The sequence below is a fragment of the Solidesulfovibrio fructosivorans JJ] genome, from assembly GCF_000179555.1.
GTDB classification, from domain to species: domain Bacteria; phylum Desulfobacterota; class Desulfovibrionia; order Desulfovibrionales; family Desulfovibrionaceae; genus Solidesulfovibrio; species Solidesulfovibrio fructosivorans.
On the sequence record NZ_AECZ01000003.1, the window covers coordinates 130524 to 143181 of the forward strand.

The window sequence follows — 12658 nt, forward strand, 5'->3', positions numbered from 1 at the left end:
TTCGAGCCCTGAAGTCATGGCTGACTACCGCCAAGCGCCCTTAGGGCATCGTTTTTGCTGCCCAATATCTTAAAGACCCCCCGGTCCAGCCGGGTGATTTGAAAAATCTTGCGCATGCTGTCCCGCATGCCGAAGAGCACGAACTCGCCCTCGCCACCCAGCGCTTTCACGCAGGAGACCAAAGCGCCAAGCCCGGTACTGTCCATGAAATCGAGACCGGAAAAATCCAAGGCAAACAACCGGCGTCCCTGGTTTTCCAGGTCGACGATTCTCCCTTTGAACACCGGCGCGGCCGCAGCGTCCAGTCTCGAGCCGACCAGTTCCACGACCGTCACGCCATTCTCTAACGAATCCTTGATTTCCATAGTCGACAAGCCTGCCTTGTTAAGTCCTTTTCGCTGCCGTCGGCCCAGAACGCCGTATCCACAAGGCCGTTTGGTCATCCAGGTATTTCGGCGTGGCCCCGGTAAGGTCTGTAAGTTTGCCGGCCAGGGCATCCAGGAAATCCCCTCCTGCGGCTGCGGCGAGCTTGGCTTGAACCAAAAATGCACCCAATGAAAGCATGTTGGATTGGTCTAACTCCCACTCGAACATGCCATCGGTATACAGGAAGAGCCTGGCCCCAACTGCAAACGGAATGACATTAGCCTTGACATTTTCGATTGCCAGCATCCCCAGCGGATAGACTTGGGCCTCAAGCAACTGGGCAGTACCGTTGGGATTAATAAGTAACCCGGGGCAATGTCCTGCATTGAGGTAGGTCAGAAACCCTTTTTCGAGGTCGATTTCTCCGGCAAACAGCGTGGCGAAGTCGCTTCCCGAGGGGCTGATCTCCATCAGGTGGTCGTTGATCAGCGTCACGGTTTTTTCCAGGGAGTGGTTGTCGCGTCTGCCCAGGCGGAAAAAAGCCTGGACAATGGCCATGAGAAACGCAGCCCGGGCGCCCTTGCCCGCGATGTCGGCGAGCACCAGCCGGATGCGGCCATCGGCCATGCGAAAATAGTCGTAGTAGTCGCCGCTGGCTTGTCCGGAAGGACGATACAGGCTCTGTATCTCCAACCCCTCTGTCACGATGTCCGCGTTGGGGAGAAGCTGGTGCTGCAGCGATGCCACCAGGGCGATCTCGGCAGAAATACGGGCATAAGCCCGGCGCAGCTCATGGTTGAGCAAGACCTGCCTTCCGGCGACGCTCACCCGGGCTTTGAGTTCCTCAGGATGAAAAGGCTTGGTAAGGTAGTCGTTTGCCCCCATATTGAGCGCCTTGGCTTTCAAGTCGTTCTCTCCGAGCCCGGAGAGGACAATGATGAAGGTGTCCGTGTCCTCCACGGTCTCGCGCAACTGCCTGATGACCTCCAGGCCGCCCATGCGGGGCATTTCCATGTCAAGCAGGATGATTTGTGGCTTGAACCCTGAATACCGCTCCAGGGCGTCCACCCCGTCGACGGCTTCCTCCAATTCGAAAGCGTCCTGAAGTGCTAAACAGATAAGACGACGCATGGTCTTGGAGTCGTCAACCACAAGCACGCGAGGCGGATGCGGGGATTGCGTCGGATTGTGGATTTCCGCAATCATGGTCGCTCTCCATGTCGCAGGGTCACCGCGAGGCTGCCTGCCCCCTGAGTGGTTGCAGCCTGCAGCAGCCCGGGCAGGTCCAAACCGAGGCCGGTTCCAAGACGCCAATCGACTTCCTTGTCCGCCTGGAACCAGTTCAGTGCGGCAACATTCCAAGAGGCCGCCGTCTCCAGAGCCTCTCGCAACCAGGCGGCTTTGTCCCCCCCCGCAGCCGCGCTGGACATTTCAAAAACGAGAAGAGGTTTGCCCGGTGCGAGAGCGTCTAGTGTCTTGTGCACAGGCCCAAAAATGTCGGCAAAACTGCGGAAAGCACTATCCCAGCCATTGTTCGCCTTGGTTTGGGTCGTGCCCCAGTTGTAGCCATCCATCCCCATCAGATCGACCACATCGTCGCCGGGATAATAGGCCGAAACCTCGTTCCAGTGAGCGTTGTCCCGCTGAGGATGGGGCAATGATTCCGCATTGGGGCAGAAGGCGAAAAGAACGTTCGTCGCCTTGGCCACCCGGAAACGCTTGACCACATACCGGAACATCTCTCGATACAGGGCCGGGCTTTGAGGACCATAGCCATCCCTGGGACCTCCCCAATGATAGCGTTCAAGGTTCATTTCATGGGCAAATCGGATGACGAGGAGTTTTCCATAAAGCCGCGCTCCCCGGGCGAAGGCGTCGAGAAGAGGGTCATAGCGGCCGGCCAGAATCTCCATGGCCTTGATCATATGTTCCTGGCCGTCGAGGATATACATCGGTTCCCACGTAATGCAGGCAATGGCCCCAGCGTCGCTGATGGCTTTCACGGACGCCAGGGGAAAATGCCCCTCGGCGGGATTTCGAGGCCATTGCAGAAAAAACGTGATCATGCTCGGTGCAACCCCGGTCTCGCGCCGCAGGGCTGCCAACCGATCAGGATCAATGGGGTAACCGTCCAGGACAAAACCGAAGTTCGGCTTGGACGCGGCACAGGTCGACAGTGGATAACCTCCTGCCATCGCCGCCAAGGCAAGGATGAGGCTACCAAGGCCCCGAACCCATCCCTTAGCCATGCTCAGCCCCCTCGGGTTGATTGAAATAGAGGATCGTCGAAAGGATGGCCACATGGTACACACACCACAGGCAATTGACCAATATCGCGCTTGTCGCCGTGTCTTCGAAATAAAGTCGGTTCAGGCCATACGCCGTGGCTCCGGCGGCGGCCATGCAGAGCAGCACTTGGGGCCAGAGGGCACGAAGCGGCAGTGAAGTGCTGCCGCCCTTGGGCGTCACGCCGAAGCTGCCTCGAATACCGAGCAGCCCCTGAACCGAGGCCTTCATATATACTGGAAACGTTATGGCCTGAAGCACGATGCCGATACCAAGCTCGGCCATGCCGTACCGGCGCTGGGACAAGGTAAAGATGAACAGCGTGAGCGTGAGCAAAATATATGGGAAAAAAAAGAGAAAGTAGATTTCAGGCCGGGCAAAAAAACTGGGTACTTCCAGGAATAGATAGAGAATAGGGCACAGCATCATGATAAAAAGCACCCAGCCGACAAAGTAGTGCGTTCCGGATAGGAAATACTCCCACCATTTGGCTACAGGCAGCCTATGCGGATTGCGGAAGAACTCTCCCAATATTTCCCGATAAAGCCCCACCGTGCCCAATGCCCAGCGGAATTGCTGCTTGAAATATCCCCCCAGGTCCTCCGGCCCCATCCCGAAGGCGCAAACCTTATTGAGATAGGCCGAGGACCAGCCGCCGAGGTGAAATTTGAGCGAAGTGGCGAAATCCTCCGTCACGGAGCGCTCTTCGAAACCGCCGACGGAAACCAGGGCCTCACGGCGGAATACCACGTTTGTGCCACAACAAAACATGGCGTCCTGCATGCTTTTGCCTTCGCAAATATATTCATAGAAAATAGCCTGCTGCAGGCCCGCAGCCCGGGCCACCCGGTTGGTTTCGAAATTGGTGTAGTACTGCGGCGTCTGGATGAAGGCCAGTTTGGGGTTGGCTTCCATAAAGGCCACAAGCGGCTCCACGAAGTCCGGGAAAGGGTTCTGGTCGGCGTCGAAAACGATGATGTATCTTTCATCGAGCTTAGGGGTGGTCTCCTCGAAATTGCTGAATTCGAACCCCTCCCGACGTTCCCCTGCCAGAAACGCCAAGAAATCATTGATCATACCCGCTTTGGCCCCATGCCAGACGCGCCGGAACAAGTTGACCCCGATCCGCTGGCATAATGCGTCGATGCTGCGGCGGTAAGCGGCCATAGCGCTCTGGTCCTGTCCAGGCAGACCGTAACGGGTGTCGTCCAAAAAATAGATATGCTTGTTTGGATAGGTCAGGTTGTAAAAGCAGGTCAGGGTGTCCTCAAGAATGTCCAGGGGTTCCTTGAAAGAGGATACGATGATGGCCACTGGCGGATAGTCGTTGAGGGGGGGGACGTTGTCCATGGAGAACGCAGGTCCGGAAGGTTTGGCTATTACATGGTAGAGGTTGAGAAAATAGCCGAAGGAGTGGGTCATGGTGAACGTTTCGGCCAGAAGCAGCAAGAACGCCAGGATTTTTTCGTACCAGTGGTAGTCTGCCTGTAAAAACAGAAACGTGCGGACAATGAGATAAAAAAAGGTGGCCATCATGCAGGCCAGGATAGCCATTCCGATCAGCGGCCCGTAAAAAGAAGACTTCTTCTCCACTTTGCCCCCTAAAACCTGTAGGTCAGGCCGGTCCAGACCCCGGTCGCATCCCATTGTGGCGAACGTTGCACCAATCCCTTGAGGGAGAAGGTCCACCGGTCTGTCAGGTCATTGAGGTATTCAATCTCCAGCCGCCAGAAGGGGTTCTTGGTCGTATCCGATCCGTGGGAGACTTGGATTCCGTAATAATGCCGCCGTGCGCCGCAGAAAAAATCCTTTGCGAGGTCATGCCGCCAACCCAGGGTAAGGGCTCCGGACGAGTAATCCTGCGGCGTCCAGTACGGGTGAACGATGGTAACGAGGGTGTCATCCTGGTAGACGTATTTGTTCGCTTCCCGGGTGTCGCGGTATTCGCCGGTGGCAGCGAGCTTGAGCTCATGGGGATGGTCGGTAAGGATCACTCCCGCGTCGGCCCGCAGGGCCGTGCCTTGGTTGTCGTCGCTGTAGTTGAGGTAGCGCCCCTGGAAGGACAGATCGATGCGCCGTAACGGTTGCAGCCGGAGCATGCCCCCCCAGTTGTCGATCTGGATGCCTTGGGCCAGGCTCATGTCATTGGTGATTTCGTCGGTGCGCTGATAGAAAAAGGCCAGCGTGACCGCATCGATCGGCCGGAGTTCGATGCGCGCCTGCCCCGAATAGAGCGGCCGAAGCCCGACATCCGAATACTGCTTGTTGGTGAATGCAAACTCGCCGGAAAGCCACTGGTTGACCCGGCCGCCCGCGCCCAGGGTCTGGCCTTCGGCCCAGTAGGCGCCCTCGAATCGTCGCGCGGAAACGGCGGCTTGGACCTGTCCTTGCTGGAGGGCCTGGGCCGCCAGGGTCGACGCATCCGAGCTTGACTGCGCCTCGCTTTGGCCTTGCTGGGCGGCCTGAGGGGATTTGGGATCCTCCAGCCACAGGTGCTGCGCCGCCCGCAGGTAATAGCGATCCTCAACCGGGACGGTGAATTCCGTATCCCAGCGAAAGCGGGTGATCTGGGCCAGACGGCCGCCCTTGCCGTCCTCGTCCCAAAAGGAAAAGCCCACCCTGACAGAGGGCGCATTACGCCAACGCAGCCTGTCCACTGCCTGCCCGGCCAGGGTATGCATGGGATCGCTGGTGAGCATGCGTTGATAGGTTGCGGCCTCTTCGTCGCGCATTCCCAAAGCGCATGCAGCCTGGGCACGGTCAAAGAGGGCTTCCTGGTTGCCCGGCTCCATGGCCAGCAAGGCGTCATTTGTCGTGATGGCCTTCGCGAATTGATTGTTGAAGCTATCCATCTTGGCAGTGTGCTCCAAGCCTGCGGCTTCACGTACCTGCGCGGGATACGTCCCGTTTTCCAAGGCTGAATAAAGGAGTGCGGCGCGGTCTGGCATCTTGCCCCAAAACGCCGTTCGCGCAGCCTCGCGAAGCGGGACCGGATTGTCGGGTTTGAGACTGTGCAAATCGGCATAAGCCGTCAGCGATGCGTCGTAGCGCTTCGCCCAGCCCAGCACGCGCGCCTTTGTGAGCAGCACCTTGGCGTCACCAGGGAAATCCACGGCCAAGCCGTCCAGAAGGACCAGCGCGTCGTCATACCAACCTGTTGCGGCCAAGACTTCGGCCAGACCCATTCGAGCGAAATAATTGTCGGGCTCGGAGCGCAACGCAACGCGAAAGAGACGTCCCGCCTTTTCTAGCCGTCCATCATCCTTGAGCGCTGCGGCCAGGGAGGCTTTTTGGGCTACGCTTGTCGGTACGGCCGCGTCCCGTTCCTCCCCGACTCTCCAGGCTGACCACGCATCCGCCGGGTCAAGGGCCAGAGCCCGGCGATAGGCATCGAGGGCCTGCCTTTTGTCCCCGGTCTTGTACAGCAGGTCGCCGAGTTGCCGCAGATCCGTATTGCTGGCGTCGGGGCTGGCGGAGGCTTTGCGGGCGGCGGCCAGGGCGGCGGTCACGTTGCCTGAAGCAGCCCGCGCGGCGGCCTCAAGACGCAGAGGGGCGGCACTGTCCGGCGCAACGGCTGCAAGACGGTGCGTCACCGCCAATGCGGCGTCATCATTTTTCTCCAAAAGGCGCAGCTGGGCCAACCCGGTGAGCGCGTCCTTGTCGTTGCCGTTGGCCGTCAGTAACGCCTCATACACGTTCGCGGCCTCTCCGTAACGCTGCTGTGCGACCAGCACGGCCGCGAGCTTGAGCGTCAGTTCGTGGGTCTTGCCATTGGCGGCCATTTCCTTGCGCACCCCGTCCTCGGCCCGGTAGAAATCGCCCCAGGCCATGGACCGTTCGGCATGGGCAATTCCGGCCCTTCCGGACGGATCAAGGGTTTCGGCACGCTCGAAAAGCCGTTTGGCCAGGACCGCCCGTCCCAGGACCGCCTGGAAGTCCGCAGCGGCCAGGAGCAACTCCACATTGTCAGGATGGGTTTTGAGCAGTGGGATCACAAGTTCGGCGGCCTGCTCTGGTTTTCCGGCAGCGTTCAGGGCGCGCCCGAGCAAAATGACGATTTCAAGATTGACCGGTTCGGCTGCGTGCAACCGCTCGAGCAGCGGCAGCGCATCCTTGGCGCGTCCGGACCAGTTGAGCGTCTGGGCGAGCTTCAATCCGAGGCCCGGCAGGGATGGCTTGGCGGCATAGGCTCGTTCGTAAGCCAGGGCCGCGCCACGGACGTCGCCAGAATAGAGCCGAACACTGCCCAGGGCGGCAAGCGCTTCCGGCAGTGGATTTGGCATTTGCGCCAAAGGTTCGAGCACGGTCAGGGCGTCGGGATACCGGTGCAGACTGATGAGGATTTCGGCATACTCAAGGACGATCCGAAAGTTTGTCGGAGAAGCGGCCAAGACGCGACGATATTCCGCTGCCGCTTGGTCCAGGGTGGCTTCGTTGCGGGCAAGCAGCCGGGCCAGTTCCAGGCGGGCTTCGGCATCCGAGATCGTCTTGCCAGCAAAGACGGCGTCCGGAAATTGCGCCCAGGCACAAGGGCAGACCAGTAACAACGCCATGGGGACCGCGACCGTCCACCGGCAGACATGAGACGCGAAGCGATAGAGGCGCGTCGGGTGCTGCATGCTGTCCTTGCTTTCTATTAACAGCCGTGGTCGTGGGTTATTGGCCAAGAGAACGCCGAAATTCCCGGATGGCGTCCTGTGTTTTGCCGGCCCAGGAGAGTGTCTGGGCATACCGACGTCGTAACTGCACATCATTGGGCGAGGCAACGACGAGCTTTTCGTAAAGTTTGATGGATTCGGCATAGCGCTTGGTCCAACTGAGCACCTCGGCCAACCGGAGCTGAATCGCCTGATTTTCGGGGGAAGCCTGGAGCAGTTCGCGATAGAGGGATTCGGCCTTGCCATATTCCTTGCGCATTGCGAACAAATCCGCCTGGAGCAGCCTGTCCTCGCCGGAAAGCTGGTCAGGCGCTATGGCATCCAAAATCGCCTTGGCCTCCCCGGTCCTGCCGCTCCACATGAGCACCCGGGCCATCTCGGCCTTGGCCTCGACCAGTTCGGGCTTTTCGGCCAGCACCTTGCCGTATTCCACCAAGGATTCGTCGTAGCGTTTGACGTAACTCAACAAGCGGGCCAGTTCCAGGCGGGCTTGCCAATCGGGGACATCCCCGGATGGTTGGGTGATGGCCGGAGCCTTGGGCACAGTGGATTGCGCGTCCTGGCTTAAGGCGTGAACGCTGGGTGTAGCGAAGCAAAGGCCGGCAAATGCCAAGAGAGTGCACCAAAAGACACAACGCGCTTTATGGACATGATAATTCATGGAGTCTCCCCCAAGACCTGTCGGTATTGGACGATGGCGTCGTTAAAACGGCCCGCAGCGGTGAGGACCCGACCCAACACGAGCCTCGCCTGTCGATTTTCTGGATTGCGGCGCAGCACCGACTCGCAGAGGCCTTCGGCCTCCTGAGTGCGTCCATGCCAAGCAACAAGTTGGGCCAAGCCCAAGGCCGCCGCAATACTGTCAGGATACTTCCCCAGTACTCGCCGGTAAAGCTGTTCCGACGCGGCGACATCGCCCACACGCGATTCGAGTTCGGCAAGATATATGGCCGAAGGTTCCGATTGCAAAACAGAGTCGCCTGCCCGACGCAACGCGGCCAGCGCCAATGCGGGCATTCCCATACTATCGAATTCTCCCGCCACCGCATTGAGCACATCGGGTGAAAGTCTGGTCTTCGAAGTGATCAAGGAGCTGAGCACCTCTTTGCTGAAGGTTGCATCACCAGCCAAAAAGGCCGAGCGAGCCAATTTCAAGGCCATGGAGGGGCGCAGTCCACCTGCGGCAGCGGCTATGCGGAATTTCTGAAGCGCTTCGGTGAATTTGCCTTGGGACAACATCGACTCGCCAGAATGGAATGCTACTGAAGAAATATTTAACAATCTAAAGACAAAGCATGACGTAAGAGCTGAAAGAGCGAGCAGCGATGCAAAGATGACGTGCTGCCAATATCTCATATAAAATCCCACTTAACGCACAAAGGAGACAATGACCTTTCTGACCAGAGAAGTCCCTAACCGTTGGCGACAACTCCACGAAATACTTTAAGTTTTCCTGTTATCTATAAACGAAGCTCAATATTTACACAGTTTCGCCCAGCCTTCTTACTTACATAGACCTGCCTGTCGGCCCGAGCAACAACAATATCGGCCGTCTCACCTTCTCGAGACCGCTGCATAATTCTCGTCAGTCCTTGCTTGGCCCGTCTCTAAGGGGCGTGAGACGGCAGTCGTGGTTGTTCTTTCTCCAGGTCTAGGACGTTTTTCACCTCGTTGGCGGCATTTGCCAGCCAACAGAGGCACGTCTCCTCAACAATCGGCCTTCAGGACCGCTTTTTTCAGATTGAAAGCCATGGCATTGAGCAGGAACTCCAGTTCAACCTTGGCCAGACCGAGGTAGCGGGCTCGAAAGAAGCCGTAGCCACGCTTGAGGGTGCCGAAGGCGCGCTCCACCTTTGACCGAAGGCTGCTAACCAGGCGATTGGCGGCTTTTTCGGCGAGTGTGAGTTCCCGATTCCGTGCGGCCTTGTGCATGATACCGTCCAGGAGTCCCCGGACCGCAAGCACGTAGCGGTTCAGCTGGCTGCTGTACCCCTTGTCCGCGTAGACGCTCTCGCCAGCTCTCACATCGACCTCATCCAGCACGGTGACGAATTCTTCCGTGTCGGACCGATTGGCCGGTGTGGCATGACCACCGAGCACGAAACCGTCCCGGCTGTCCGTGGCGGCGTGGATTTTGTATCCGTAATACGCCCGGTTGCCTTTGCGCAGCCAGGCCGCGTCGGCATCGTCAGAATAGCTGATGGTCACATCCGGTGCGTCACCGGCATCTTCCTCGCGATCCTCGGGCAGCACGTCGAGCACCTTGAGCGGATGACGTGCGGAAGAAACGACGCTGGCATCGACAATGGCCCCTTCGCGCACCAGAAGTCCCCGGCGTTCCAGCTGATGATTGAGTTTGTCCAGCAGGCGCTTGAGGATATTGCGCTCCACCAGGCTCTGGCGGAAACGGCAGACCGTGGTGGAATCCGCCACTTCATCGTGGTCCAGGGAAAGGCCCACGAACCGGACAAAAGAGAGGCGGTCGCACAGGGCCTCCTCCACCGCCGCATCGCGGAGATTGTACCAGCGCTGGAGCAGGAGAATCTTGAACATGAGCAACGGCGGGTAGGACGGGTTACCGACGGCATTGGCCACTCGCTTGAGTTCATTGCGAAGCACTTTTTCGAGGGGTTTCCAGTCGATGAGGCGATCAATCACGTCGAGAAAGCATTCTTTGCGCTTGCGGCGGGCAACAACGTAGTCGGCAATGCCAGGCTTCTCGGAAGAACGCTCGCTCATGATCGCCTCCATCGTGTTGGATGGAGAAAATATACATCAACTACATAAATTTACAACAATTTATCCGAATATGCCGTGCATCAGTCTCGAATGGCCAAACTGGGGCGGGTGACTTCCCAGGGAAATCGTTCAAGGGGCATCGTCTTCGCTGTAAAAAAGAAAGGCCCCGACTGTAGAAGCCAGGGCCAGTAAGGTTATAGTCGAGATTTTTTGAAGATTATTGTGGATGCCTCAGCATCAAGCGTAGGGTTGGTGTTTACCACACGTGCAGTTTGCCAGCTTTTTTTTCTATACTGGCCTATTTGTGCCCTACATCAAAAAACTGTCCCTCGTCTGACTGGCCCATCGGCATCACCTCCGTTAAGGTTACAACCAACCTTTCCAAAGGAGTCGCTTACTATATAGGCCTGGGCCATGCCCGTGTCTAGAGCTTTTTTTGAGGGCGGAAATTAAAATTCCCGGGAACGAGTCCGGGCAGGAAATTAGGAGAGGTAGGAGCCCGATGGGGTCGGGATTCTTTCCAGGGGTATGGTGCTCACGCCGGCAGTTTCTGGGCCTCGACCCGCACCAGGGCTTGATCAAGCTGTCCATGGTGTGTGGCCCCAGGGGTGTGTCGCCTGCTGTTGTCGTTTTTTTCAACGGTGCATTCGGAATGTCCATTTGTCCGGGAAAGGGCCGAAGGCGGGGGTATGGGCCGAGGTCAAGGAAGACCTAACCCCTTACAAAATCGTACTTTCCTCCAGGCCTACCCCCTCCTGGGAGAGGGACTGGCCGGGGACACCAACCCCCAGGGCAAGCGGGAAAGCTCCAGGAAGGGGCCCTACCGAGCGAATCCAAGGGGTGTCCGGGCCGGCGGCCTGGGGCCAGAGGGGCAGGAGCCCCAGAAAACCAATGGGGCCGGGTAAATTCCAAGCCCCATGTGTCTCACTCGGCCAGTTTCTGCGGCAATTCTCATCCAGGGGTCAGGCTTCGGTGCCGACGACGAGAAACCGGGGTAGTGGTCTTCACCTGCTTCCGATTTTTTTAGAGGATGCACTTGGAAAGTCCAAATGGCCAATTAGGGACGGGTTCCCAGGAGAGGGAGGAAGGCCAACCGCCCACCACCTCTTGAAAATCCCCCAAGAGGTCCTCGGCCTTTTTCCTCATACACCCATGAGGTAAGTTGCGGAGAAAAACTCTTGCAGGAGCAAAAAGGCGACGGGTGGGGCGGCCTCTTGAAAAAATTCAAGCGATCCCCCTGGAGGGTGCTCAGTCTGGATGGATGGTGCGAAACATCGTGCCGCCCCGGTCGGGGCCGCCACAACCTAGTGTTGGCGGGCGTTGGCGCTTAGGCAAAGAAAAAGGGGTCACCGATTTCTCGGTAACCCCTTGGCATTCTTCTTGGTGGAGCTGGAGGGAATCGAACCCACGACCTCTTGAATGCCATTCAAGCGCTCTCCCAACTGAGCTACAGCCCCGCAGCGAGAGGTGAAATTATCCTCACACCAAAAAAAGTCAAGCCCTTTTTTCGCGCCCGTCCATTTTTTTTCGCGCCCTTTTCTTCCATACCCGTTTCCCGTACAACCCGAGCGTACGATGGCGCTTGCCATAGCCACAAGGAGTCCCCTTAACGTGCTTGTCCTGGCCAAACGCCTCCTGCGCAAAACCCTCTGGGTCGCCGGCATCTTCTTCGGCATCACCCTCATCAGCTTCGCCGTCATCCACCTGGCCCCGGGCTCGCCCACGGACATGCAGACCACCCTCAATCCCCTGGCCACCGCCGAGACCTACGCCCGGCTCCAAAAACTCTACGGCCTCGATCGCCCCCTTTACGTCCAATACGCCGACTGGCTCGGCAAGCTCGTGCGCTTCGACTTCGGCCAGTCCCTCTCCGGCGACCACCGCCCCGTCTGGGACAAGATCAGGGAACGCCTGCCCCTGACCTTTTCCATGAACATCGTCTCGCTTTTTCTCACCCTTCTTATCGCCGTGCCCATCGGCGTGGCCTCGGCCGTGCGCCAGGGAGGGCTTTTCGACCGCGCGGCCACGGTGTTCGTCTTCATCGGCTTCGCCATGCCCGGATTCTGGCTGGCGCTGCTCCTCATGCTCCTGTTCGGCATCCAGTGGGGCCTGCTCCCCATTTCCGGGCTCACCTCCATGGATTTCAACACGCTCTCGCCGCTCGGCAAAACCCTGGACCTCGCCCGTCATCTGGCCCTGCCGATCTTCATCTACACCTTCGGGAGCCTCGCCGGCATGTCCCGGTTTCTGCGCTCGTCCATGCTCGAGGTGCTGCGCCAGGATTACGTGCTGACCGCCAGGGCCAAGGGCCTGCCCGGCCATGTCGTCATCTACAAGCACGCGCTTCGTAACGCGCTGCTGCCGGTCATCACCATCCTGGGGCTTTCCGTGCCCGGGCTCATCGGCGGCTCGGTCATCATTGAATCCATCTTCGCGTTGCCGGGCCTTGGGCAACTCTTCTACCAGTCGGTCATGGCCCGCGATTATCCGCTGATCATGGGCAACCTCGTGCTCGGGGCCGTCCTGACCCTGGCCGGCAATCTGCTGGCTGACGCCGGCTACGCCCTGGCCGATCCGCGCATACGCCTTGGAGGGCGTGGCCGCTAAGG

General features: G+C 58.6%; 9 protein-coding genes and 1 tRNA gene. 1 reads left to right on the forward strand and 9 read right to left on the reverse strand.

Features of this window, described 5'->3' with window-relative positions; genetic code table 11:
• Positions 1 to 14 precede the first annotated feature (14 nt).
• From DESFRDRAFT_RS03405 to DESFRDRAFT_RS03445, 9 genes are all read right to left on the reverse strand, one after another.
• Positions 15 to 365: an STAS domain-containing protein gene (locus tag DESFRDRAFT_RS03405; RefSeq protein WP_005991116.1), complete on the reverse strand. Its 351-nt coding sequence runs from the start codon at positions 363 to 365 to the stop codon at positions 15 to 17.
• A 19-nt stretch (positions 366 to 384) separates the two neighbouring features.
• The gene (locus DESFRDRAFT_RS03410; RefSeq protein ID WP_005991117.1) at positions 385 to 1572 is read right to left on the reverse strand and encodes a PP2C family protein-serine/threonine phosphatase; all 1188 of its coding nucleotides are present in this window, start codon (positions 1570 to 1572) and stop codon (positions 385 to 387) included.
• Positions 1569 to 2615 carry a glycoside hydrolase family 26 protein gene (locus tag DESFRDRAFT_RS03415; protein WP_005991118.1) on the reverse strand — a complete coding sequence of 349 codons (1047 nt, stop codon included), beginning with the start codon at positions 2613 to 2615 and terminating at the stop codon, positions 1569 to 1571. The genes DESFRDRAFT_RS03410 and DESFRDRAFT_RS03415 overlap by 4 nt, the downstream gene beginning before the upstream one ends.
• Positions 2608 to 4245: a glycosyltransferase family 2 protein gene (locus DESFRDRAFT_RS03420; RefSeq protein ID WP_005991119.1), complete on the reverse strand. Its 1638-nt coding sequence runs from the start codon at positions 4243 to 4245 to the stop codon at positions 2608 to 2610. Before DESFRDRAFT_RS03420 ends, DESFRDRAFT_RS03415 begins: the two co-directional genes overlap by 8 nt.
• An 8-nt stretch (positions 4246 to 4253) precedes the next feature.
• Positions 4254 to 7271: a tetratricopeptide repeat protein gene (locus tag DESFRDRAFT_RS03425; protein WP_005991121.1), complete on the reverse strand. Its 3018-nt coding sequence runs from the start codon at positions 7269 to 7271 to the stop codon at positions 4254 to 4256.
• A gap of 37 nt (positions 7272 to 7308) precedes the next feature.
• Positions 7309 to 7854 (reverse strand): tetratricopeptide repeat protein, encoded by a 546-nt coding sequence (locus DESFRDRAFT_RS03430; protein WP_043793679.1) that lies wholly within the window; start codon positions 7852 to 7854, stop codon positions 7309 to 7311.
• Positions 7855 to 7967: 113 nt separating this feature from the next.
• Positions 7968 to 8666 carry a tetratricopeptide repeat protein gene (locus DESFRDRAFT_RS03435; protein ID WP_005991125.1) on the reverse strand — a complete coding sequence of 233 codons (699 nt, stop codon included), beginning with the start codon at positions 8664 to 8666 and terminating at the stop codon, positions 7968 to 7970.
• Positions 8667 to 9017: 351 nt separating this feature from the next.
• Positions 9018 to 10049, reverse strand: a complete 1032-nt coding sequence (locus DESFRDRAFT_RS03440) for an IS5 family transposase (RefSeq protein ID WP_005991127.1) — start codon at positions 10047 to 10049, stop codon at positions 9018 to 9020.
• 1381 nt (positions 10050 to 11430) lie between these two features.
• A tRNA-Ala gene (locus DESFRDRAFT_RS03445) sits at positions 11431 to 11506 on the reverse strand.
• Positions 11507 to 11624: 118 nt separating this feature from the next.
• Between DESFRDRAFT_RS03445 and DESFRDRAFT_RS03450 the strand changes: the two genes are divergently transcribed.
• Positions 11625 to 12656, forward strand: coding sequence for an ABC transporter permease (locus DESFRDRAFT_RS03450; protein ID WP_052303434.1), 1032 nt, complete (start codon positions 11625 to 11627; stop codon positions 12654 to 12656).
• Positions 12657 to 12658 lie beyond the last annotated feature (2 nt).

Excerpts from the sequence above, each read along its gene's own strand:
- DESFRDRAFT_RS03450 (WP_052303434.1), top strand. The coding sequence starts at position 11,625 with ATGGCGCTTGCCATAGCCACAAGGAGTCCCCTTAACGTGCTTGTCCTG.
- DESFRDRAFT_RS03425 (WP_005991121.1), bottom strand. The coding sequence starts at position 7,271 with ATGCAGCACCCGACGCGCCTCTATCGCTTCGCGTCTCATGTCTGCCGG.
- DESFRDRAFT_RS03435 (WP_005991125.1), bottom strand. The coding sequence starts at position 8,666 with ATGAGATATTGGCAGCACGTCATCTTTGCATCGCTGCTCGCTCTTTCA.
- DESFRDRAFT_RS03405 (WP_005991116.1), bottom strand. The coding sequence starts at position 365 with ATGGAAATCAAGGATTCGTTAGAGAATGGCGTGACGGTCGTGGAACTG.
- DESFRDRAFT_RS03440 (WP_005991127.1), bottom strand. The coding sequence starts at position 10,049 with ATGAGCGAGCGTTCTTCCGAGAAGCCTGGCATTGCCGACTACGTTGTT.
- DESFRDRAFT_RS03410 (WP_005991117.1), bottom strand. The coding sequence starts at position 1,572 with ATGATTGCGGAAATCCACAATCCGACGCAATCCCCGCATCCGCCTCGC.
- DESFRDRAFT_RS03415 (WP_005991118.1), bottom strand. The coding sequence starts at position 2,615 with ATGGCTAAGGGATGGGTTCGGGGCCTTGGTAGCCTCATCCTTGCCTTG.